Source organism: Streptomyces sp. SAJ15, from assembly GCF_007595705.1.
In the GTDB taxonomy this organism is placed as follows: Bacteria; Actinomycetota; Actinomycetes; order Streptomycetales; family Streptomycetaceae; genus Streptomyces.
Map to the genome: position 1 here is coordinate 475,424 of NZ_NISY01000003.1, position 21,998 is coordinate 497,421.

Annotated in this window: 19 protein-coding genes; 12 read left to right on the forward strand and 7 right to left on the reverse strand. The window is 71.6% G+C overall.

The window, feature by feature from the left end:
* The first annotated feature begins 29 nt into the window (after positions 1–29).
* Entirely contained in the window at positions 30–572 is a 543-nt protein-coding gene (locus CD790_RS12270) for a PadR family transcriptional regulator (protein WP_144383198.1), read from the forward strand.
* 72 nt (positions 573–644) lie between these two features.
* On the forward strand, positions 645–1,208 hold the full coding sequence (locus CD790_RS12275) for a bacterial proteasome activator family protein (RefSeq protein ID WP_144383199.1): 564 nt from the start codon (positions 645–647) through the stop codon (positions 1,206–1,208).
* 141 nt (positions 1,209–1,349) lie between these two features.
* Here CD790_RS12275 and CD790_RS12280 read toward each other — a convergent pair whose 3' ends face one another.
* Positions 1,350–3,035 (reverse strand): protein kinase domain-containing protein, encoded by a 1,686-nt coding sequence (locus CD790_RS12280; RefSeq protein WP_144383200.1) that lies wholly within the window; start codon positions 3,033–3,035, stop codon positions 1,350–1,352.
* Between the two features lie 322 nt (positions 3,036–3,357).
* On the opposite strand from CD790_RS12280, the gene CD790_RS12285 reads away from it, so the two are divergent.
* Entirely contained in the window at positions 3,358–4,983 is a 1,626-nt protein-coding gene (locus CD790_RS12285) for a protein kinase domain-containing protein (protein ID WP_144383201.1), read from the forward strand.
* Positions 4,984–5,162: 179 nt separating this feature from the next.
* Here the strand turns inward: CD790_RS12285 and CD790_RS12290 are convergent, their stop codons facing one another.
* The 3 genes from CD790_RS12290 to CD790_RS12300 form a co-directional block, all read right to left on the reverse strand.
* Positions 5,163–6,227 carry a phosphotransferase gene (locus CD790_RS12290; RefSeq protein ID WP_144383202.1) on the reverse strand — a complete coding sequence of 355 codons (1,065 nt, stop codon included), beginning with the start codon at positions 6,225–6,227 and terminating at the stop codon, positions 5,163–5,165.
* A gap of 24 nt (positions 6,228–6,251) precedes the next feature.
* On the reverse strand, positions 6,252–6,677 hold the full coding sequence (locus CD790_RS12295; RefSeq protein ID WP_144383203.1) for a pyridoxamine 5'-phosphate oxidase family protein: 426 nt from the start codon (positions 6,675–6,677) through the stop codon (positions 6,252–6,254).
* Between the two features lie 233 nt (positions 6,678–6,910).
* Positions 6,911–7,612, reverse strand: a complete 702-nt coding sequence (locus CD790_RS12300) for a response regulator transcription factor (protein WP_144383204.1) — start codon at positions 7,610–7,612, stop codon at positions 6,911–6,913.
* Between the two features lie 347 nt (positions 7,613–7,959).
* Between CD790_RS12300 and pdhA the strand changes: the two genes are divergently transcribed.
* From pdhA to CD790_RS12315, 3 genes are read left to right on the forward strand one after another with little or no spacing between them, the layout of a single operon-like run.
* Positions 7,960–9,114 (forward strand): pyruvate dehydrogenase (acetyl-transferring) E1 component subunit alpha, encoded by a 1,155-nt coding sequence (gene pdhA, locus CD790_RS12305; RefSeq protein WP_144383205.1) that lies wholly within the window; start codon positions 7,960–7,962, stop codon positions 9,112–9,114.
* Position 9,115: 1 nt separating this feature from the next.
* Positions 9,116–10,096, forward strand: a complete 981-nt coding sequence (locus tag CD790_RS12310; RefSeq protein WP_144383206.1) for an alpha-ketoacid dehydrogenase subunit beta — start codon at positions 9,116–9,118, stop codon at positions 10,094–10,096.
* Positions 10,097–10,119: 23 nt separating this feature from the next.
* On the forward strand, positions 10,120–11,535 hold the full coding sequence (locus CD790_RS12315) for a dihydrolipoamide acetyltransferase family protein (protein ID WP_144383207.1): 1,416 nt from the start codon (positions 10,120–10,122) through the stop codon (positions 11,533–11,535).
* Positions 11,536–11,584: 49 nt separating this feature from the next.
* Here CD790_RS12315 and CD790_RS12320 read toward each other — a convergent pair whose 3' ends face one another.
* Positions 11,585–12,157 carry a Uma2 family endonuclease gene (locus CD790_RS12320; protein ID WP_186318982.1) on the reverse strand — a complete coding sequence of 191 codons (573 nt, stop codon included), beginning with the start codon at positions 12,155–12,157 and terminating at the stop codon, positions 11,585–11,587.
* A gap of 891 nt (positions 12,158–13,048) precedes the next feature.
* On the opposite strand from CD790_RS12320, the gene CD790_RS12325 reads away from it, so the two are divergent.
* From CD790_RS12325 to CD790_RS12340, 4 genes are all read left to right on the forward strand, one after another.
* Positions 13,049–14,110 (forward strand): type III polyketide synthase, encoded by a 1,062-nt coding sequence (locus CD790_RS12325; RefSeq protein WP_144383208.1) that lies wholly within the window; start codon positions 13,049–13,051, stop codon positions 14,108–14,110.
* Between the two features lie 119 nt (positions 14,111–14,229).
* Positions 14,230–15,429 (forward strand): cytochrome P450, encoded by a 1,200-nt coding sequence (locus CD790_RS12330; RefSeq protein ID WP_144383209.1) that lies wholly within the window; start codon positions 14,230–14,232, stop codon positions 15,427–15,429.
* Positions 15,430–15,528: 99 nt separating this feature from the next.
* Positions 15,529–16,263: a GntR family transcriptional regulator gene (locus CD790_RS12335; RefSeq protein WP_144383210.1), complete on the forward strand. Its 735-nt coding sequence runs from the start codon at positions 15,529–15,531 to the stop codon at positions 16,261–16,263.
* Entirely contained in the window at positions 16,260–17,573 is a 1,314-nt protein-coding gene (locus CD790_RS12340; protein WP_144383211.1) for a nitrate/nitrite transporter, read from the forward strand. Before CD790_RS12335 ends, CD790_RS12340 begins: the two co-directional genes overlap by 4 nt.
* Before the next feature lie 167 nt (positions 17,574–17,740).
* Here CD790_RS12340 and CD790_RS12345 read toward each other — a convergent pair whose 3' ends face one another.
* Both CD790_RS12345 and CD790_RS12350 read right to left on the reverse strand, forming a co-directional pair.
* A complete protein-coding gene (locus tag CD790_RS12345; protein WP_144383212.1) occupies positions 17,741–18,145 on the reverse strand; it encodes a DUF1992 domain-containing protein in 405 nt (134 codons plus the stop codon).
* 83 nt (positions 18,146–18,228) lie between these two features.
* The gene (locus CD790_RS12350; RefSeq protein WP_144383213.1) at positions 18,229–19,056 is read right to left on the reverse strand and encodes a maleylpyruvate isomerase family mycothiol-dependent enzyme; all 828 of its coding nucleotides are present in this window, start codon (positions 19,054–19,056) and stop codon (positions 18,229–18,231) included.
* A gap of 183 nt (positions 19,057–19,239) precedes the next feature.
* On the opposite strand from CD790_RS12350, the gene CD790_RS12355 reads away from it, so the two are divergent.
* Both CD790_RS12355 and CD790_RS12360 read left to right on the forward strand, forming a co-directional pair.
* Positions 19,240–20,016, forward strand: coding sequence for a carbon-nitrogen family hydrolase (locus CD790_RS12355; protein ID WP_144383214.1), 777 nt, complete (start codon positions 19,240–19,242; stop codon positions 20,014–20,016).
* A gap of 137 nt (positions 20,017–20,153) precedes the next feature.
* A complete protein-coding gene (locus CD790_RS12360) occupies positions 20,154–21,959 on the forward strand; it encodes an NHL domain-containing thioredoxin family protein (RefSeq protein ID WP_144383215.1) in 1,806 nt (601 codons plus the stop codon).
* Positions 21,960–21,998: the final 39 nt, after the last annotated feature.

The window sequence follows — 21,998 nt, forward strand, 5'->3', positions numbered from 1 at the left end:
CATCCTCCGAGCGGCTATACATACGCGATATGTCGATTCGCCACGGACTGTTGGCCCTCCTCGCAAGCGGCACCCGGTACGGCGCCCAACTGCGGACCGAGTTCCAGGCGCGGACCGCGACGACCTGGCCGCTGAACGTCGGTCAGGTCTACACGACGCTGGGCCGTCTGGAGCGCGACGGCCTGGTCGTCCAGGAGGGGGTGGACGCCGCGGGGCGCGTGCTCTACGCCATCACCGACGCCGGCCGGGCGGAGCTGCGCGACTGGTACGAGTCCCCGGTCGACCGCGCCCACCCGCCGCGTGACGAACTCGCCATCAAACTGGCCATGGCCGTCGCGGCGCCGGAGGTGGACGTCCGCGCGGTCCTCGAGGAGCAGCGTCGCCACACCGCGCGAGCCCTGCGGGACTACGCGCGGCTACGGACCGACGCGGCGCGGCCCGCCACGCGCGACGGGATCGCCCGGCTGCTGGTCCTCGACCGGCTCATCGCCCAGGCCGAGGCGGAGGCCCGCTGGCTGGACGGGTGCGAGGCCCGGTTGACCGGCTCTTTCGCCGCTCTGGAGTGTCCGTAGCCTCCGGGGAGGTGGATCAGCCCCCGATGGGGGCACCATCTCGGTGATAGACGGGTGCGAGAGAATGGGCACATGAACCAGCCGATGAACGAACGGTCGCAGGAGAGCCCGCACGTCCTGGTCGTCGGCCCGGACGGCATGGCCCTCGGCGGCGCCGCCCCTGGCGACGGCAGCAATGACGACGAGTCGCGCGAGGTTCCCGTGACGGACATGGTCGAACAGCCGGCGAAGGTCATGCGCATCGGCAGCATGATCAAGCAGCTTCTGGAGGAGGTCAGGGCGGCGCCTCTCGACGAGGCCAGCCGGGTGCGGCTGAAGGAGATCCACTCCAGCTCGGTGAAGGAGCTGGAGGACGGCCTGGCCCCGGAGCTGATCGAGGAGCTGGAGCGCCTCTCGCTGCCCTTCACGGACGAGGCGATCCCGACCGAGGCCGAGCTGCGGATCGCCCAGGCGCAGCTGGTCGGCTGGTTGGAGGGGCTGTTCCACGGCATTCAGACGGCGCTCTTCGCGCAGCAGATGGCCGCCCGCGCGCAGCTTGAGCAGATGCGCCGCGCGCTGCCGCCGGGCGTGCTCGGCGGAGACGACTCCGACGGGGGTCAGCATCGCGGCGGTGAGCGCTCCGGCCCCTACCTCTGATCTTCGGGTCTTCCCCGTATCTCTGATCTTCGGATCTTCGACGTCCCCGTGCGACACGCGGTCGCCGTGAGTGCGACCCGACCGCCGTCCGCCCCCCGCGGCTCTCGCCGCGCGGGGGCGTCGCGTTGTCGCGCGTGCGGGTTACGCCCCCGGCTTGCCGGTCGAGACGGTCAGCTCGATCGTCTCGGTCTGCGGGTTGTACGCGTCGTTGTCCTTGTGCGTGTAGCTGATGATCGAGCCCTTGCCGAAGACGTTCTCGTCGACCTCGATGACCTTGTACTTCCAGCCCGCCGCCTTGATGCACGCCTTCACGGAGTCCACGTACAGGTACTGGAAGTCCGGGACGTTGTAGGCGCCCGCCTCGTCGTACGCCTCGCTGGCGTTCTGGCACTCCTCCGGGTCGATCGTCTTCGTCTTGACGTCCTCGCCGGGGTTGAAGCCCGAGGGGGTGTCGGAGGGCGTCGGGGCGGAGGAGCTGCTGTGGGTGTCGTCCGCCTTCGGGTCGTCCTCGGACTTGCCCCCGCCGCTGACCGCGATGGCGACGATCACGCCGATCACGGCGAGCGCCGCGACGACCGCCGAACCGATGATCACCCGCTTGTTGCCGTTGTCGCGGTTGCCGCCGCCGGAGGGGACCGGGGTGGGCGTGGCGTTGTACGGGGGCGGGGTGTGGGCGCCGCCCTGGAACGCGGGCGTCGGGGTCGTCGCGTAGCCCTGCTGGTGCGTGGGGGGCGCCGGGGTCGACGGGCCGAAGCCGCTGTACTGGCCGGAGCCGGGCTGCCCCGGGCCCTGGGCCCCCGCGGGGCCCTGCGGCGTCTGGTACGGCGTCTGGACGCCGTGTGCGCCGGCGGCGGGGGCGTCCACGGGCGGGAAGACCGCCGCGCCCAGGCCGGCGCCGCTCTGCGCCGGCGGGCCGCCCGAGATGATGATCGGGGAGGCGCCGGTCTGGCCGGTGCGGCTGACCCGGGCGCACTCGTCGCGCATGGCCTCGGCGGTGGGGAAGCGCTCGTTCGGGTTCTTCTTCAGCACCCGCGCGATCAGCGCGTCCACCGCCGGGGGGATGGACTGGTTGATGGTGGACGGCGCGACCGGCTCCTCCTGGACATGCGCGTACGCGATGGCCAGCGGGGAGTCCGCGTCGAAGGGGAGCCGTCCGGTCAGCAGCTCGAAGAGCATGATGCCGACCGAGTACAGGTCGCTGCGGGCGTCGACGCCGCGGCCCAGGGCCTGCTCGGGGGAGAGGTACTGCGGGGTGCCGACCACCATGCCGGTCTGGGTCATCGAGGTGACCCCGGACTGCATGGCGCGGGCGATGCCGAAGTCCATGACCTTGACGACGCCGCGCTTGGTCATCATCACGTTGCCGGGCTTGATGTCGCGGTGGACCAGCCCCATCTCGTGGCTGACCTCGAGCGCCGCCAGCACATCGCCGGTGATCTTCAGCGCCTTGTCGGTGGGCATCGCGCCGTACTGCCGCACGTCCTCGTCGAGCACCGCGCGCAGCGGCTTGCCCTCGACGTACTCCATGATGATGTACGGCATCAGCGCGCCGTCGATCTCGTCCTCGCCGGTGTCGAAGACGGAGACGATGTTGGTGTGCGAGAGCTTGGCCACCGCCTGGGCCTCGCGCCGGAAGCGCTCGCGGAAGGACGCCTCCCGGCCCAGCTCGGTGTGGAGCGTCTTGATGGCGACCTGGCGATCCAGCGCCGTGTCGTACGCCAGGTGCACGGAGGCCATGCCGCCTTCACCCAGCAGGTCCTGCAGCTGGTAACGGCCCCCGCCGATCGACTGGCCCGCGTAGCGGCCCGAAGCGCCGTGCTGGCTCATCGTTGTTACTTCCCCCTCGGCGCCCTGCCCCGACGCTGAAACCCGCGCTTGGATCGGCGTGTCTTGATCTAGATGACTCGATATCTTGGCCAAGTCTGCCCCAGGCCACGGACACGTCAAGCCGAGTGCCCGTTCCGTGACCGGATGCGCAAGAAGCCGTCACGTGATTTGCGTCGCTTCGACCTCAACGGGTTTGATGACCGGTCCATCACGGACCGGTGCACCCCGCGGAGCCTGTAGCGTTCACTGTCAGAGCAATCAGCGCGCACCGTACGCACCGTAACCGCCCGCGCGAGCGGACAGACCACGACGGCGAGGACCGATGGCACAGACCCAGAGCGCCCAGGGGCCCTCCGAACCTGACGCCAACGGGACGTCCGGAATGTCGGAATCTCCGGACCTGTGGGGTAACGGCGGACTGGTCGGCGACGGCCGCTACCGCCTCACCGGCCGCCTCGGCCGTGGCGGTATGGCGGAGGTGTTCGCCGCCGAGGACGTGCGGTTGGGCCGCACCGTCGCCGTCAAGCTGCTCCGCGCCGACCTCGCCGAGGACCCGGTCTCCAAGGCCCGCTTCACGCGCGAGGCGCAGTCGGTCGCCGGTCTGAACCACCACGCCGTGGTCGCCGTGTACGACTCCGGCGAGGACGTGGTCGGCCAGCAGACCGTCCCCTATATCGTGATGGAGCTGGTCGAGGGCCACACCATCCGCGATCTGCTACTCAACGCGGACGCGCCGCCGCCGGACCAGGCGCTGATCATCGTCTCCGGGGTGCTGGAGGCGCTGGCCTACAGCCACCAGCACGGCATCGTGCACCGCGACATCAAGCCCGCGAACGTGATCATCACCAACAGCGGCGCGGTCAAGGTCATGGACTTCGGCATCGCCCGGGCGCTGCACGGGGCGTCCACCACCATGACCCAGACCGGCATGGTCATGGGCACCCCCCAGTACCTCTCGCCGGAGCAGGCGCTGGGCAAGGCCGTCGACCACCGCTCGGACCTCTACGCCACCGGCTGTCTGCTGTACGAGCTGCTGGCGCAGCGCCCGCCGTTCGTCGGCGAGACCCCGCTCTCCGTGGTCTACCAGCACGTCCAGGACATCCCGGTGCCGCCCTCGGAGGTCTCCGGCGGCGCGGTGCCTCCGGAGCTGGACGGCATGGTGATGCGCGCCCTGGCCAAGGACCCGGACGACCGGTTCCAGAGCGCCGAGGAGATGCGCGGGCTGGTGCAGTACGCGCTGCAGATGCTCCAGGAGGCCGGCGGTCACACCGGCACCTGGAACACCGGGCCGGTCACCCAGCACCTCGGCGCCTCCACCCCGGCCATGGGCATGCCGAGCACCACCGCCCTGCCGCACCCGGCCCACGGCGACACCTCCCAGCAGCCGCTGCTGACCGGCGGCTACCGCGACGACGACGGCGGCTTCGACGGCGGCTCCCGGCCCTCCGGCGGCGGCGGACGCCGCCGGGTGTGGCTGCTGGCGGTGCTCGCCGTCATCGCGATCGCGGCCGGCGTCGCCTTCGCGATGAAGCTCAGTGGCAACGACAAGGAAACGCCGACCAGGCCCAAGCAGAGCCAGAGCTCCAGCAAGGACCCGAAGTCCAAGGAGCCGAGCAAGAAGCCGACGTCGGCCCCGCCGGACACCTCGATCCCGGGCGGCGGCGACGTGCCGGACGACAACACCGGCGCCCCGCAGACGGGTGGCAACGGCGGGAACTGGCCCACGGGCAACAGGCCGACCAACACGTACAGCCCCGGCCCGACCGACGTGCCCAGCGGCGAGCCGAGCGGCGGCGTGACCACCGCCCCGACCGACCCGCCGTCGGACCCGGTCACCACGCCGCCGGCGACGACGGACCCGACGGGCGACGACAGCGGCGGCGGCGGGGAGACCCCGACGGACCCGGAGCCGCCCACGGGCGGCGGCGAGGACCCCGTGGAGGGCTGACCGGCCCCGCGGCCCCCAGCCGTCCGTACGCCCCGCGCGGGGGCTCTTCACGCCCCGCGCGGGGCGTACGCGTTTCCCACCGCCGTTCCCCGGCGGTCCCGCGGTGGTACGCCCGCTCCGGCGGCCGTACCGGCTGTCGCGTGGCACGGCCGCCCGGCCGTGACCCCCACGGCCCCGGGTCAGGCGACGAACGCCTCGCGTACGGCGTCGTATTCGCGGGTCCACCACACGGCCAGGGCCGCCGCGGCGGGGAACTGGGGGTCCGCGCGGTGGTCGCCGAGCTGGTAGTGCCAGCGCAGCATCCAGAAGTCGTTGAGGCGCTCCCACCAGACGCGGTGTACGGCGGCGGCGAGTTCGTCCTGTCCGGCGCCGATGGCGCAGCGGTAGGCCCGCGCGTACGGGCGCACCTTCGACAGCTCCAGGGTGCCGCAGGGGCGCACGAAGAAGATGGCGGCGGCCCGTACCGCCTCCTCCGCACGCGGCTGTACGCCCAGCCGGTCCCAGTCGACGATCGCGGCGGGCTCGGCGTCCCGGTAGAGCAGGTTGAGCGGGTGGAAGTCGCCGTGTACCCAGCCGGTGGCGGGGACGGTGCTCGCCTCCGGGCGGCGGTGGGCGTGCCGTTCCAGCAGGGCGCGGCGTTCGAGCAGTCGGTGTTCGGCCAGTTCGTCGAAGGCGTCGCGGGAGCGGCGGGAGCGGGCGAGGGCCAACAGCTGGTCGATGAGGGCGAAGGTGTGGTCCGGGTCGGCGCCGGTGACGTCCGGGGCGTGCGAGGCGTCGCGGGGGGCGGGCGTCCGCGGGTCGATGACCTCCTCCAGGCAGGTGTGGACCAGCCCGAGCAGGGCGCCCAGGCGCCATGACTGGGCGCGGCTGAGTTCGGCGCCGTCCCGGTGGCGCCCCTCCACCCACGGGTGCAGGGCGTAGCAGCGCCCGTCGAGGACCGAGACCGTGGCGCCGTCGACGTCGGCGATCGGCGGCGCCACCGGCAGTCCGCGCGCGCCCAGCCGGCGGGTGACGCGGTGTTGCCGGGCGAGGGCGGTCCGGTCGCCGTCGAGATGGTGTTTGAGGAAGAACCGGCCGCGGGTGGTGGTGAGGTGGTACCCGCGGTTGAGCAGGCCCTGCGTGAGCGGTTCGCAGGACAGCAACTCTCCGATGAGCGTGGATTCGTAGCGGCGCAGCAGGGCGTTCAGTGTCGCCCCGTCGGGAGAAGCGGTGGTCTCGGCGAGGGTGACATGTGAGCGCGGCACGCGCCAGATGTTAAATCACCCGGGTCATCCGGGTTGCCCGGGTTGACGGTTGGGCACGCCTGCGATGTGATGGACGGTCATGAAGCGTGGCCGCACCCGGAGATAGACCGGCTCGAAGGGGGCGCCGTCGGCGGTCCGCGGGGCCGCGCCGAAGCGTTCCAACTCCGCCGGCCCCGGGATGCCCACGCGTGCGGTGCCGACGCACTGCACGCTCCAGAACTCGTCCTCGCCCGCGTCAACGGTGTCCACCCCGTACGCCACCACATGGCCGTCGCACGCGCGGTGGTACCCGTGCCCGCGGTGCATCCGCAGCACCACCTCGTCGTCGGTGACGATGTGCCGCGCCACGGTGACGGACGGTAGCGCCCCCATGCTCACCGAGAGCCGTCCGTACGGGCTGCGGGCCAGCAGCGCCATGGCGCGGTCGTCGACGGTGGCATCGGGAGGCATGGCCCCACCTTCGCGGCACGACGGCGCCCTTCGATAGGGGCGGCGGCCCCTCTCGGGTGGGGCCGTAGGTCCCGATTGCGGCGGAAAGGTCACGGGCTGGGGCGGGCCGGGACGCTCCGGTTCTTAACTCCCCCGAACGGAGGCGTGCCTTTCACCCGATGGGGCATATTTCGGTACGTCTCACCGCTCGGCCATCTCGGTCGGCCGCGCGGTGTCCCGGCCCACCGCCTCGGTCAGTCGGCCTTGCCGCCCACGCCGCCCTGCCGGCCCTCCCGGGGCGGGCCGGAGGCCTGGAGGCGGGCGACGTAGGCCGCGGCCTGGGAGCGCCGCTCCATGCCCAGCTTCGACAGCAGGCTGGAGACGTAGTTCTTGATGGTCTTCTCCGCGAGGTGGAGCCGCTCGCCGATGGCGCGGTTGGTGAGGCCCTCGCCGATCAGGTCGAGGATCCGGCGCTCCTGCTCGGTGAGGGCGGCCAGCCGCTCGTCGCCCTTGGGGCCGGTCCCGTCCCGCAGCCGCTCCAGGACGCGCGCGGTGGCGACCGGGTCCAGCAGCGACTTCCCGGCGGCCACGTCCCGTACGGCGGAGAGCAGTTCGCTGCCGCGGATGGCCTTGAGGACATAGCCCGAGGCACCCGCCATGATCGCGTCGAACAGGGCCTCGTCGTCCGCGAAGGAGGTGAGCATCAGGCACTTGATGGAGTCGTCACGCGAGCGGACCTCACGGCAGACCTCGACCCCGCTGCCGTCCGGCAGACGAACGTCCAGCACGGCGACATCGGGGTGGGCGGCCGGGATGCGGGCGAGCGCGTCCGCCGCGGTGCCGGCCTCTCCGACCACCTCGATGTCGGGTTCCACGGCCAGGAGCTCGTGCACGCCACGCCGGACTACTTCATGGTCATCGAGCAGAAATACCGTGATTTTTCCTTCTTCGTGCACGGGATCCAGTCTCACACACAAAGTCTTCCCTTGCTCTTGTCCTGCGGGATAACGTGCCGCTGTTCCGGCGTCCCGTGGGGCCGTGACCAGTGAATGTTCCCGATGGCTCTCGATTTACTTGGAAATCCAAGCAAAATTGCAGGTCAGAGGGGGTTTCGCAGAGATGCGACGCACTGGGTAACGTGCCTTTTGCGGGCCAACCGCCGGGACACCTGTCGCGCCTCGTCGGACCACGACGCACCCACCCCGTGCGCCGCGGGCCCACAGGCGAGCCTCCCCCAGTCTTCGACCGGGGGGACACCAAGGCCACCGGCGAACCCGGAGGCCGGACAGACGGAGGAGCACACGTGACCGTGGACAGCCCTGCCGCGCGCAAGCCACGCCGCAGCAGCAGCAAGCGCGCCAGCAGCGCGAAGCAACGCCCGGCGGACGAACCCCAGCTCGTCCAGCTGCTGACCCCCGAAGGCAAGCGGGTCGAGCACCCGGACTACTCCATCGACCTGACCGCCGAAGAGCTGCGCGGGCTGTACCGGGACATGGTGCTCACCCGCCGTTTCGACGGCGAGGCCACCACCCTCCAGCGCCAGGGCGAGCTGGGCCTGTGGGCCTCGCTGCTGGGCCAGGAGGCCGCGCAGATCGGCTCCGGCCGGGCGCTGCGCGACGACGACTACGTCTTCCCCACCTACCGCGAGCACGGCGTCGCCTGGTGTCGCGGGGTCGACCCGACCAATCTGCTGGGCATGTTCCGCGGCGTGAACCACGGCGGCTGGGACCCCAACAGCAACAACTTCCACCTCTACACCATCGTGATCGGTTCGCAGACGCTGCACGCGACCGGCTACGCGATGGGTGTGGCGAAGGACGGCGCGGACTCCGCGGTCATCGCGTATTTCGGCGACGGCGCCTCCAGCCAGGGCGATGTGGCCGAGGCGTTCACCTTCTCCGCGGTCTACAACGCGCCGGTCGTGTTCTTCTGCCAGAACAACCAGTGGGCCATCTCCGAGCCCACCGAGCGGCAGACCCGCGTTCCGCTCTACCAGCGCGCCCAGGGCTTCGGCTTCCCCGGCGTCCGGGTCGACGGCAACGACGTCCTGGCCTGCCTCGCGGTCACCAGGGCCGCCCTGGAGCGGGCCCGCACCGGCCAGGGGCCGATGCTGATCGAGGCGTTCACCTACCGGATGGGCGCCCACACCACCTCCGACGACCCCACCCGCTACCGCACCTCCGAGGAGCGGGAGCTGTGGGAGGCCAAGGACCCGATCCTGCGGCTGCGCACCCTGCTCACCGAGGAGGGCCACGCGGACGAGGCGTACTTCGCCGAGGTCGAGGCCGAGGCCGACGCGCTCGCCAAGCGGGTCCGGGAGGCCGTGCGGTCCATGCCCGACCCGGAGGACATGGCCATGTTCGACCACATCTACGCCGACGGTCACGCCCTGGTGGACGAGGAGCGCGCCGCCTACGCCGAGTACCAGGCTTCGTTCGTGACCGAGGAGGGCAACTGACATGGCCGGCGAGAAGATGTCGCTCTCCAAGGCGATCAACGCGTCGCTGCGCACCGCGCTGGAGAACGACCCCAAGGTCCTGATCATGGGTGAGGACGTCGGCAAGCTCGGCGGCGTCTTCCGGATCACCGACGGTCTGCAGAAGGACTTCGGTGAGGACCGCGTCATCGACACCCCGCTGGCCGAGTCCGGCATCATCGGCACCGCCATCGGTCTGGCGCTGCGCGGCTACCGCCCCGTCGCCGAGATCCAGTTCGACGGCTTCGTCTTCCCCGCGTACGACCAGATCGTCACGCAGCTGGCGAAGATGCACGCCCGTGCGCTCGGCAAGGTCAAGCTGCCGGTCGTCATCCGCATCCCCTACGGCGGTGCCATCGGCGCCGTCGAGCACCACAGCGAGTCTCCCGAGGCCCTGTTCGCGCATGTCGCGGGCCTGAAGGTGGTCTCCCCGTCGAACGCCTCGGACGCCTACTGGATGCTCCAGCAGGCCATCCAGAGCGACGACCCGGTGATCTACTTCGAGCCCAAGCGTCGCTACCACGACAAGTCCGAGGTCGACGTCTCCGCCATCCCCGACCCGCTGCACGCGGCGCGGGTGGCGCGCGAGGGCGCCGACCTGACGCTGGCGGCCTACGGCCCGATGGTGAAGGTCTGCCTGGACGCCGCCGCGGCCGCCGCGGAGGAGGGCAAGTCGATCGAGGTGCTGGACCTGCGGTCCATGTCGCCGATCGACTTCGACAGCATCCAGCGATCGGTCGAGAAGACCGGCAGGCTGGTGGTGGTGCACGAGGCTCCGGTCTTCCTGGGCACGGGCTCGGAGATCGCCGCTCGGATCACCGAGCGGTGCTTCTACCACCTGGAGGCCCCGGTGTTGCGGGTTGGCGGCTTCCACGCCCCGTACCCGCCGTCCCGGCTCGAGGACGAGTACCTTCCGGGACTGGACCGAGTGCTCGACGCCGTCGACCGCGCGCTGGCGTACTGAAGGGCTTGAGGAGAGTCGTGACCATGGCTGCAACCGATCAGCGCTTCCGCGAGTTCAAGATGCCCGACGTGGGCGAGGGGCTCACCGAGGCCGAGATCCTCAAGTGGTACGTCGCCCCGGGCGACACGGTGTCGGACGGTCAGGTGGTCTGCGAGGTCGAGACCGCCAAGGCCGCCGTCGAACTGCCCATCCCCTACGACGGAGTGGTGCACGAGCTGCGCTTCGGCGAGGGCGTCACGGTGGACGTCGGCACGGTGATCATCACCGTGGACACGGGGGCGTCCGAGGGCGAGCCGGCCCCGGCCCCCGCGGCCGCCACCTCCGCCGCTGCCACCACCTCCACCGAGGACGAGGAGCCCCAGGGCCGTCAGGCGGTGCTCGTCGGCTACGGCGCCGCCCCGTCCTCCACCAAGCGCCGCCCGCGCAAGCCGCGCCCGGGCCAGCCGGTCCCGGCGCAGCCGAACCCCGCGGCGGCGGCCCTCCAGGGCGAGCTCAACGGCCATGTCGGCGCGCCGTTGCCGACCGCCTCCGCCTTCGCGGCCCCCACCGCCGCCCGGCCGCTGGCCAAGCCCCCGGTCCGCAAGCTCGCCAAGGACCTGGGCATCGACCTGGCCACGGTCACCCCGACCGGCCCGGACGGCACCATCACCCGCGAGGACGTCCACAAGGCGGCCGCGCCCGCGGCGCCGGTCGCCCAGCCGGTGGCGGAGCCCGTCGCGGAGGTGGTACCGGCCGGCGCCCGCGAGCGCCGCGTCCCCGTCAAGGGCGTACGGAAGGCCACCGCCCAGGCGATGGTCGCCAGCGCCTTCACCGCCCCGCACGTCACGGAGTTCGTCACCGTCGACGTCACCCGCACCATGAAGCTCGTGGCGGAGCTCAAGCAGGACCCGGACCTGGCCGGGCTGCGCATCAACCCGCTGCTGCTGGTCGCCAAGGCGCTGCTGCTCGCCATCCGGCGCAACCCGGAGATCAACGCCGCCTGGGACGAGGCCGCGCAGGAGATCGTCTACAAGGACTACGTCAACCTCGGCATCGCGGCCGCCACGCCGCGCGGTCTGATCGTCCCGAACATCAAGGACGCGGGCGCCAAGACCCTCCCCGAGCTGGCGACGGCCCTGGCCGACCTGGTCGCGACCGCCCGCGAGGGCAAGACCAGCCCGGCGGACATGTCCGGCGGCACGGTCACCATCACCAACGTCGGCGTCTTCGGCGTCGACACCGGCACCCCCATCCTCAACCCCGGCGAGTCGGCGATCCTCGCCGTCGGAGCCATCAAGCTCCAGCCGTGGGTCCACAAGGGCAAGGTCAAGCCGCGCCAGGTGACCACCCTCGCCCTCTCCTTCGACCACCGCCTGGTCGACGGCGAACTGGGCTCCAAGGTCCTCGCCGACACGGCGGCGATCCTGGAGAACCCGAAGCGGCTCATCACCTGGGGCTGACCTGTCGTCGGCCGGGGCGGGGACGCTGTGTGCCCCGCTCCGGCCGACTTCACTGCTCGTACAAGAGGAACTCGTCCGTCGTGACCTTCCACGGACCGACCGGAACGGTGTCCCCGAAGACGTAGTCGTGACGAGCCCGGTAGCGGGGCCCGTCCGGCCCTGCTCCGGGGTCACCGAGCACGGCGACCGTCCCCTTGCGCGGGTCGATGATCAGGTACGTGGGGATGCCCATCGCCGGGTAGTCCCGCATCTTGCGTTCGTAGTCGTTGTCCGGGTTCGAGCGTGAGACGACCTCCGCGATGAGGACGACATCGACCGGGTCCACGTAGTCGCCCTCCTCCTCCAGCACGGACTCGGGGAGAACGAGCAGGTCGGGTCGACGCATGCGCTGTATCGCGGGCGATTCGATCTCCGGCCCGCTGTGCGCCACCAGCTCCGGATGGGTCTCGGCCAACTGCGCGTCGAGCTGACGCCGCAGCCGCAGCGTAATGAGCTCGTGCCGCTTGACCGGGCTCATCATCAGAGTGATGCCCTCCTCGTCGATCTCGACGGCCCAGATGGGGGGCTCGGTGGGGAGTTCGACGGCGATGGCGCGCAGACGGTCGTAGGTCTTGGTGTCCATGGCGACTCCTCGCGGACCGATGGCCCTTCGAGTTTAATCGGCGGCGCGGCTCGCCCGGGGCTGACCAGCCACAGTGCGCCTGCCGGAATGCCGATCGGGTGTGGGCGGAGTCGAGGACTTCGTTCGCCCGTAACCCATGTCAGAGCGAGGGTGCGAAAGCTGTCAGCCGGAGCAGTGCGGCCAAACCCAGGGCCACTGGAAGCGCGTACCACCAGCGGCGAAGCCAGCGTTCCCTGACGAAGACCTCGGTGACGGGAACCGTCAGTACCACGCAGACGATGAGGGCGGCGCCGGACTAGCCATCGCGTTGTGGCCGGAACGCGTGGGGCGGCTCAGTGGCGTTGGGCGGCATTCGGATCGGCCGGGCGCGGGTATCGTCTCGCGCCTCCGGCGCAAAGATTCGCAGCGGAGGGGGAGCTTCCGGTTTCCGCTGGGACCAGACACCCCTCCTCATAATCGCTTGATCCAGGGCAAGTAACCGGTCAAACGACTCGGAGAAGGGGTACCGCAGGCGTCGCGGATCAGCGCATTAGATGGATCAGACGGGCGATCTCGGTCACCGGCGCCCTGCCGCTGCCGGTGGGGGCCGTCACCTTCCACCGGGCCGCCGGGCGGCGATGGTGCTGTGCTCGCCCCCTCCCTCGCCGTTGTTGCCCGTTCTGCGCCGAAGGCGCGAGACGAAAGCCGCACCCGGCCGGGCCGAATGCCGCCCCGTGGTGCGTGGCCACAAGGTACGGCGCAAGGTACGGCGCAAGGCACTGCCCTTCCGGGCGGTGCGTCGGTGGGGTCGCTCGTACGGACGTATACCGCGGGCGGCTCGCCCGGGGGCGTGGTGCCATCGGGTTACAGCCAAGGGGACATGCCCTGGGCCAGGCGCGAAGGATGCGAACCGTGGCGGTCTTGTGCAGGCCAGCGGTGGCGGTGCCGGAGCACGTCGTCACCCTGGACGAAACCCTCGAACTGGCCAGTCGAATACATGCGGACCATCCGCATCTACCGCTGGTACTACGGCTCATCGAGCACACGGGGGTGTGTGAGCGTCACATCATCCGGCCGATGGCCGAGACCCTGGAGCACCCGGGTTTCGAGACCCGGAACCGGTTGTACGAGGAGCACGCGAAGAAGCGGGTGCCGGACGTGATCCGGCAGGCGCTGACCAACGCGGAGCTGGAGACGACGGACATCGACCTGATCGTCTACGTCTCGTGCACCGGCTTCATGATGCCGTCGATGACGGCGTGGTTGATCAACGCGATGGACTTCAAGCCGGTGACGCGACAACTGCCCATCGCGCAGATGGGCTGTGCCGCCGGTGGGGCGGCGATCAACCGGGCGCATGACTTCTGCATGGCCTACCCGGACAAGAACGCGCTGATCGTGGCGTGTGAGTTCTGCTCGCTGTGCTACCAGCCGACGGACGTGGGCATCGGGCAGCTGCTGTCGGACGGGCTGTTCGGCGACGGCATCGCGGCGGCGGTCATCAAGGGCGGGGAGACCGGGAGCGGGATCCGGCTGGAGCGGAACGGCTCGCACCTGGTGCCGGGGACCGAGGACTGGATCAGCTACGCGATCAAGGCCACCGGCTTCCACTTCCAGTTGGACAAGCGGGTGCCGGGGACGATGGAGCAGCTCGCCCCGGTGCTGCGGGAGTTGATGGAGGGCCATGGCTGGGACGCCTCCGGGCTGGACTTCTACATCGTGCACGCGGGCGGTCCCCGGCTCCTGGACGACCTGGTCAAGTTCCTGGACGTACCGCCGGAGGTGTTCCGGCACAGCAAGGCGACGCTGACCGAGTACGGCAACATCGCCAGTGCGCTGGTGCTGGACGCGCTGGACCGGCTCTTCGAGGAGGGCTCGATGAAGCACTCCGCGCGCGGCATCATCGCGGGCTTCGGGCCGGGGATCACCGCCGAGATGACGATCGGCACCTGGCAGGAGAACGGCCACCGCTGAGGCGGCGGCGCCCGCGTCGCGCCCGTAGCCGTGCCGTACCGCACCCCGTACCCGCCGCGTGCCCGCGTCCCCCCCCGCCGCGTACCCGCCGCGTATCCGCCTAGTTTGGAGCACCCGTCATGGAACCCGACGTCACGACCTGCCCCTTCGACTTCGCCCAGGGGCTGGAGTTCGACCCCACGCTGCGGAAGCTGATGGAGGAGGGCCCCATCGCCCGCATCCGGCTGCCGTACGGCGACGGCGAGGCATGGCTGGTCACCCGGTACGAGGACGTGCGGGCGGTCACCACCGACCGTCGGTTCAGCCGGAACGCGGTCGTGGGCCGGGACTACCCGCGGCTGACGCCGGAGCCCATCGTGCAGCCCGAGGCGATCAACGTGATGGACCCGCCCGCCAGCAGCCGGCTGCGCAGCCTGGTCTCCAAGGGCTTCGCGCCGCGGCATGTGGAGCGCATGCGGGAGCGCACCCAGCACGTGGTGGACGAGCTGCTGGACCGGATGGCGGAGCACGGCCCGCCCGCCGACCTGTTCAAGCACCTCGCGCAGCCGCTGCCCATGACGACGATCTGCGAGGTCCTCGACATTCCGGAGTCGGACCGTCCCACGCTGCGCTCCCACGCCTGGACGATGATGCGCATGGGGGCCGCGGGCAAGGAGGACGCCATCCGGGCCAAGGCCGAGCTGCGCGCCTACTTCGCCGAGGTGACCGCGGAGCGACGGGCGAACCCCGGCGACGACCTGATCAGCACCCTGGCCACGGCCCGTGACGGGGACGAGATCCTCGACGACGACGAACTGACGGTCATGGCCATGGTGTTGCTCATCACCGGCCAGGACACCACCACGTACGAGATCGGGAACATCTCGTACACCATGCTCACCCGGCCCGAGGTGCTCTCCACGCTGCGCGACCGGCCGGAGAAGCGCGGGCAGGCGATCGAGGAGCTGCTGCGCTACATCCCGTTCCGCAAGGGCGTCGGCATCCCGCGGGTCGCCGTGGAGGACGTGGAGCTGGGCGGGGTGACGATCCGCGCCGGCGACTTCGTGCACGTCTCCTACCTGGCCGCCAACCGGGACGGGGACAGGTTCGAGCGGCCCGACGAGCTGGACCTGGAGCGGCCCTCGCAGCCGCACATGACCTTCGGCTGGGGAGGTCACCACTGTCTCGGCGCCCCGCTGGCCTCCCTGGAGTTCGAGGTCGCGATCGGCACGCTGCTGGACCGCTTCCCCGGCCTGAAGCTGGCCGTGTCGGAGGACGAGGTGCCCTGGAACACCAACTCCATCTGGCGCTACCCGCTGGAGCTGCCGGTCGCCTGGTGAGGGCCGAACGGCAGCCGAGGACAGCGGCTTTGGGCAGGGCTCATCCCGGATCGCGGACGGGCCCTGCCCACGTATACGTGTTGTATCTATGATGTGTGCATGGTCCCCGCCCCCGCTCCCGCAGCCCATCGTCCGCGCGCCTCCGCCGCGGGGTCCGAAGCCGCCGCGCCCTCCGCGGCGGCCCCCGCGTCGGCCAAGCAGCCACCCGCCGCCGAGCGCGTCTACGCCCACGTCAAACGTGCCGTCCTCGACCGCAGCTACGAGGGCGGCACACTGCTGACCGAGGGCGATCTCGCCGAGGCGGTCGGCGTCTCCCGCACCCCCGTCCGCGAGGCCCTGCTGCGCCTGGAGGTCGAGGGGCTGATCAAGCTCTACCCCAAGAAGGGCGCCCTGGTGCTGCCGGTGTCGGCGCAGGAGATCGCCGACGTGGTGGAGACCCGGCTGCTGGTCGAGGAGCACGCGGTGCGCAAGGCCGCCCTGGCGCCGCGCGCCGAGCTGCTGGACCGGCTGGCGCTGCTCCTCGCCGAGCAGCAGCGGCACGCGGACGCCGGCGACCTGGCCGCCGTCGCCGACAGCGACCGCGCCTTCCACGCCGAGATCGTCCGCAGTGCGGGCAACCAGATCCTCTACCGGCTCTACGACCAGCTGCGCGACCGACAGCTGCGGATGGGCGTCGCGGTGATGCACGCCCACCCCGACCGGATCGCCAAGAACATCGCCGAGCACGGCGAGATCCTCGACGCGCTGCGCGCGGGCGACGCGGACGCGGCCGCCGCCGTGGTGCACCGGCACGTGGGATGGGTGCGCAACCTCGCCCGCGGTGACGTGCGATGAGCGCGGCGGGGGGAGAGATAGCCGCCCTGCCCGGCGACCCACCGGGCGGGCGCCGCGCGGTCCTCGTCTGGGGGCTGGGCGTGGCGGTCTACTTCGTCGCCATAACCTACCGCACCAGCCTGGGAGTGGCGGGGCTGGACGCGGCGGAGCGCTTCGACATCAACGCCTCCGCGCTGTCCACCTTCTCCATCCTCCAACTGCTGGTCTACGCCGGCATGCAGATACCCGTCGGCCTGATGGTCGACCGGCTGGGCACCCGCAAGGTCCTCACGCTGGGCGCGCTGCTCTTCACCCTGGGCCAGACCGGCTTCGCCTTCTCGCACTCCTACGGCATGGCGCTGGCCTCCCGCGCGCTGCTCGGCTGCGGGGACGCGATGACCTTCATCAGCGTGCTGCGGCTGGGCGCCCGCTGGTTCCCCGCCCGCAGGGGGCCGCTGATAGCCCAGGTGGCGGCGTTGTGCGGAATGGCGGGCAACCTGATCTCGACGCTGGTCCTTGCCCAACTGCTGCACCACTTCGGCTGGACGCGCACCTTCGCGGGCAGTGCCGTCGGCGGGGCGCTGGTGGTGTCGCTGGCGGTGCTCTTCCTGCGCGACCACCCCAAGGGGCACGAGCCGCCCCCGGCCGCCCGCGGCGGCGGCCGGGGCTTCGTCCGGCGGCAGATCGCCGACGCCTGGCGGGAGCCGGGCACCCGGCTGGGGATGTGGGTGCACTTCACCGGCCAGTTCCCCGCCCTCGTCTTCCTGCTGCTGTGGGGGATGCCGTTCCTGGTGGAGGCGCAGGGGCTGTCCCGCGCCACCGCCAGCGAGTTGCTGACCCTGGTGGTGCTCTCCAGCATGGTGATCGGCCTGGTCTACGGGCAGATCATCGCCCGCCACCACGCCGCCCGTACGCCGCTGGCGCTGGGCACCGTCGCCGCCACCGCGCTCAGCTGGGCGGCGGTGCTGTCCTGGCCGCGCGGGCATGCCCCGCTGTGGCTGCTGATCACGCTCTGCGTGGTGCTGGGCGCCTGCGGCCCCGCCTCCATGATCGGTTTCGACTTCGCCCGGCCGGCCAACCCGCCCGAGCGCATCGGCACCGCCTCCGGCATCGTCAACATGGGCGGTTTCATCGCGTCCATGACCACCCTGCTGGCCATCGGCGTGCTCCTGGACGTCACCGGCGACGACTACCGGGCCGCCTTCGCCTCGATCTTCGTACTCCAGGCGCTGGGCACCGTCCAGATCCTGCGGCTGCGCGGACGCGCGCACCGACGGGAGCGGGAGCGGGTGGTGGCCAGCCGCGTGGAGGCCGTCCACGTACCGGTCTGAGCGGCTGTAGTGCGTTCGGCTGCGGCTCAGCAGCGCCCGAAGGGGCGCGGGGCTGTGCCAGATGTGCGGCTGCCGCCGCGTGGGCGCGACCAGCGACAACGGACCCGCAGACGATCGACGGCCCATGCAGGCACGTCCCGCGGAGCCCCTGCGTACGGGGCAGGCTCTCAGGCGCCGTGGCGGCGTTCACGCCAGTCGCGGACGACGGCCTCCGGGTCGAAGGGCGTCAGGCCCAGCGGGGGGCCGCTGGGCGGGCGCCGGAGGTTCTCCCGGATCCTCTCGTTGATCTCGGCGATGATCCGGCGCACCTGGGACTCGCTCGCGGCGTGCTCCGCCGCGGCCAGCGCGTCCTCCGCCTCCTTCCGCAGGGCGAGCGTCGGAGGCAGCACGGACAGGTGCTCGCGGGCCATCTTGCGCTTGATCCACCACTCCTCGTCGTACGGCACGTCGAGGCCGGGGAGGGGTTTACCGAAGCCGGGCAGGTCGGCGAAGTCGCCGCGGGCCTCGGCCTCGCGTATCTGCTTGTCGGCGAACGACTCGAAGCTGACGCCGGGGGGCTTGCGCTCGGTCATACCTCGATTGTCCCGCGACCGGCCGCGGAGGCCAGGGGGCCCGGCCACGGGGTCCGGCCGCGGCGTCCGGCTCCGGGGCGCGGCTACGGGGTCAGGGAGAAGTTCCGCAGGATCGCCTGGGCGAGGTCCAGGTCGCCGTCGGTCTTGAGCTGGTCGGCGACGGCCTCCGGGCGCACCCGGCCGCAGCTCAGCCGCACATACGTCTCCCAGTCCATGGAGAGCGTGACGGTGGGACCGAGCGAGACGCTGCCGTCGAGCGTCGCGCGCCCCTCGGCGTCGACGCGGACGGTGCGCATGAACTCCACGGGGCCGGTGACGTCGAGCACCACGGTCGAGTGGGCGGGCGCGGCGGCGAGCTTGGCGACGATCTTGGGCAGGCCGTGCAGAAGCACATCACGGGCGACGTGGGCGCCGGGGGAGTCCAGGTTGCCGGGCCGGCCCAGCGCCCGACGCAGGTCCTGTTCGTGTACCCAGACGTCGAAGGCCCGCAGCAGCAGGGCGCGTTCCAGGGTGACCTCCGCGCCGCCGAGCGGGCCGCGCACCAGGGTGTCGGGGGAGCGCTTCTCGTTGCGCAGCTGGCGGGACCGGCGGATGACGGTGTACTCCAGTTCGGACGTCATCTCGGGCGCGGTGTGGCAGCGCCGCACATCCACCTGAACCTCCATGTACCGGGAGAGTTCATCGGTGACGTGGAACAGGTCGCGCGGCAGCGAGTGGATCGGGCGGGGATCCCCGAGCATCTCGGTCTCCAGGCCGATGACGTGCGAGACGACGTCCCGCACCGACCAACCGGGGCATTCGGTGGCCCGGTTCCACTCGCCCTCCACGAGTGGCGCCACCAACTCGGATATCGCTTCGACGGAATGGGTCCAAGCGTCGACGGAGGTCTGCAGGCTGGGATGGACGGTCACGGGACCCCTCGGGCGGTTGTACGCGGGCTGGGTGCTGTTAGGCGATTAAGTTACGCTGCGCAAGGGCACCCCGGCAGGTCTTTCGCCTCTGATCGTAGGCTCTGCGCAAGGCTCCTCGTAGGTCCCGGTGACCGGACCGACGTGGCTCGACGTGACTCGACACGAGTGAGAGCGGTGGTAGTTGTGCGCGCCTCCCTGATCCAGATCGGTGTGGACCCGGACGAGTCGGTGGAAAGGCGCCGGGCGCGCGCCGCCGGGCTGGTCCGCGAGCAGGAGGGCCGGGCGGACCTGGTGGTGCTGCCGGAGCTCTGGCCCGTCGGCGCCTTCGCCTACGAGTCCTTCGCCGCCGAGGCCGAGGCCCTCGACGGGCCCACCGCCGAGGCGATGTCGGCGGCCGCCCGCGACGCGCGGCTGTGGCTGCACGCGGGCTCCGTCGTGGAGCGGGCCGAGGGCGGCGTCCTCTACAACACCTCGCTGGTCTTCGCGCCCGACGGCGCGCTGGTCCGCACCTACCGCAAGATCCACCGCTTCGGCTTCGACCAGGGTGAGGCGGTCATGATGGCGCCGGGCGAGGAGGCCGTCACCGTCTCCCTGCCCGGGGTCACCCTGGGCCTGGCCACCTGCTACGACCTGCGCTTCCCCGAGCTGTTCCGGCTGTTGGTCGACGGCGGCGCCCAACTGCTGGTGATCCCCGCCGGCTGGCCGGCCCGCCGTCGCGAGCACTGGACCCTGCTGGCCCGCGCCCGCGCGGTGGAGAACCAGGCGTACGTCCTCGCCTGCGGCACCGCCGGCACCCACGGCGGCGTTCCGCAGGCCGGGCACAGCGTCGTCGTCGACCCCTGGGGCGAGGTCCTCGCCGAGGCGGGCGCCGAGGAGGAGGTGCTCAGCGTCGAGCTGGACCTGGCGCGGGTGGCCAAGACCCGCGAGGAGTTCCCGGCGCTGAAGGACCGGCGCCTGTAGCGGGACGCGGCGTACCGGGCGTCCGCCGTACCGCGTGTCCGGCCTGACCACGTACCGGGTGTCCGCCGTACGACACCGGGCGTCCCGGATGCCGGACGCCGGGAATGGGCCCCCGGGGGGTGAGGTTGGATGTCGACATGGCTACACGTGCACGCGTCCGCGCCCCCGAGCTCATCGGCGAGGGCGGCTGGCTGAACACCGGTGGTACCGATCTCTCGCTCGCCGCGCTGCGCGGGCGCATCGTGATCCTGGACTTCTGGACGTTCTGCTGTGTGAACTGCCTGCACGTCCTGGACGAGCTGCGGGAGCTGGAGGAGAAGCACCGCGACACCCTGGTGATCATCGGGGTGCACTCCCCGAAGTTCGCGCACGAGGCCGACCACCAGGCGGTCGTCGACGCCGTCGAGCGGTACGAGGTGCACCACCCGGTGCTGGACGACCCCGAGCTCGCCACCTGGAAGCAGTACGCGGTGCGGGCCTGGCCGACGCTGGTGGTGATCGACCCCGAGGGCTATGTGGTCGCCCAGCACGCCGGCGAGGGCCATGCGCACGCCATCGCCACCCTGGTGGCGGAGCTGGAGGCGGAGCACGGGGCCAAGGGCACACTGCGCCGCGGCGACGGCCCGTATGTGGCGCCGGAGCCGGTCGCCACCGATCTGCGCTTCCCCGGCAAGGCGCTGCTGCTGGAGGGCGGCGGCTTCCTGGTCTCCGACACCACCCGGCACCAGCTCGTGGAGCTGGCCGCCGACGGGGAGACGGTGGTGCGGCGGATCGGCACCGGCGAGCGCGGCCTCGTCGACGGGCCGGCCGAGCAGGCCCGGTTCAGCGAGCCGCAGGGGCTCGCGCTCCTGCCGGACGGCGCGGTGGTCGTCGCCGACACCGTCAACCACGCGCTGCGCCGGCTCGACCCGGCCACCGGCGAGGTGACCACGATCGCCGGCACCGGCCGGCAGTGGTGGCAGGGCTCGGCGACGAGCGGGCCCGCCCGGGAGGTGGACCTCTCCTCGCCGTGGGACCTGGCCTGGTTCGCCGACCGGCTGTGGATCGCGATGGCCGGCGTCCACCAGCTGTGGAGCTACGACCCGGCGGAGGGCACCGTCGAGGTCGCCGCCGGCACGACCAACGAGGGGCTGGTCGACGGGCCCGCGGCCGAGGCGTGGTTCGCCCAGCCCTCGGGGCTCGCCGCCACCGAGGACCGGCTGTGGATCGCCGACTCCGAGACCAGCGCCCTGCGCTGGATCGACCGGGAGCTGGTGGTGCACACCGTCGTCGGCACCGGACTCTTCGACTTCGGCCACCGCGACGGCGCCGCCGACCAGGCGCTGTTCCAGCACCCGCTGGGCGTCACCGCGCTGCCCGACGGCTCGGTCGCGGTCAGCGACACGTACAACCACGCGCTGCGTCGCTACGAGCCCGCCACCGGCGAGGTCACCACCCTCGCCACCGATCTGCGCGAGCCCTCCGACGCGGTGCTGGTCGACGGGGACATCGTGGTGGTGGAGTCAGCGCGGCACCGGCTGACGCGGCTGCGCCTGCCCGAGGAGGCCGTGCGGGTGGAGGCGGTGGCGCACCGCACCCAGCGCGCGGCCACCGAGGTCGCCCCGGGCGGCCTCCGGCTGGACGTGATCTTCCAGGCCCCGGCCGGTCAGAAGCTCGACACCCGCTACGGGCCGTCGACCCGGCTGCTGGTCAGCTCCACCCCGCCGGAGCTGCTGGCGCAGGGCGCGGGCCAGGGAACCGATCTGAGCCGGGAACTGGTGCTCGCCGACGGTGTCACGGAGGGCGTGCTGCACGTCTCCGCGATGGCCGCCTCCTGCGACGACGACCCGGCCAACGAGTACCCCGCCTGCCACGTCCACCAACAGGACTGGGGCGTGCCGGTCCGCGTGACCGCGGAGGGCACGCCCCGGCTGCCGCTGGTGCTGGCGGGCATGGACGCCTGACGTCGTTCGGGTCCGGGCTCTCGGCCCCGGACGCTTCGG

Coding starts and splice junctions, on each gene's coding strand:
- CD790_RS12270 (WP_144383198.1), top strand. CDS start 30: ATGTCGATTCGCCACGGACTGTTGGCCCTCCTCGCAAGCGGCACCCGG.
- CD790_RS12275 (WP_144383199.1), top strand. CDS start 645: ATGAACCAGCCGATGAACGAACGGTCGCAGGAGAGCCCGCACGTCCTG.
- CD790_RS12280 (WP_144383200.1), bottom strand. CDS start 3,035: ATGAGCCAGCACGGCGCTTCGGGCCGCTACGCGGGCCAGTCGATCGGC.
- CD790_RS12285 (WP_144383201.1), top strand. CDS start 3,358: ATGGCACAGACCCAGAGCGCCCAGGGGCCCTCCGAACCTGACGCCAAC.
- CD790_RS12295 (WP_144383203.1), bottom strand. CDS start 6,677: ATGCCTCCCGATGCCACCGTCGACGACCGCGCCATGGCGCTGCTGGCC.
- CD790_RS12310 (WP_144383206.1), top strand. CDS start 9,116: ATGGCCGGCGAGAAGATGTCGCTCTCCAAGGCGATCAACGCGTCGCTG.
- CD790_RS12315 (WP_144383207.1), top strand. CDS start 10,120: ATGGCTGCAACCGATCAGCGCTTCCGCGAGTTCAAGATGCCCGACGTG.
- CD790_RS12320 (WP_186318982.1), bottom strand. CDS start 12,157: ATGGACACCAAGACCTACGACCGTCTGCGCGCCATCGCCGTCGAACTC.
- CD790_RS12330 (WP_144383209.1), top strand. CDS start 14,230: ATGGAACCCGACGTCACGACCTGCCCCTTCGACTTCGCCCAGGGGCTG.
- CD790_RS12335 (WP_144383210.1), top strand. CDS start 15,529: ATGGTCCCCGCCCCCGCTCCCGCAGCCCATCGTCCGCGCGCCTCCGCC.
- CD790_RS12340 (WP_144383211.1), top strand. CDS start 16,260: ATGAGCGCGGCGGGGGGAGAGATAGCCGCCCTGCCCGGCGACCCACCG.
- CD790_RS12345 (WP_144383212.1), bottom strand. CDS start 18,145: ATGACCGAGCGCAAGCCCCCCGGCGTCAGCTTCGAGTCGTTCGCCGAC.
- CD790_RS12360 (WP_144383215.1), top strand. CDS start 20,154: ATGGCTACACGTGCACGCGTCCGCGCCCCCGAGCTCATCGGCGAGGGC.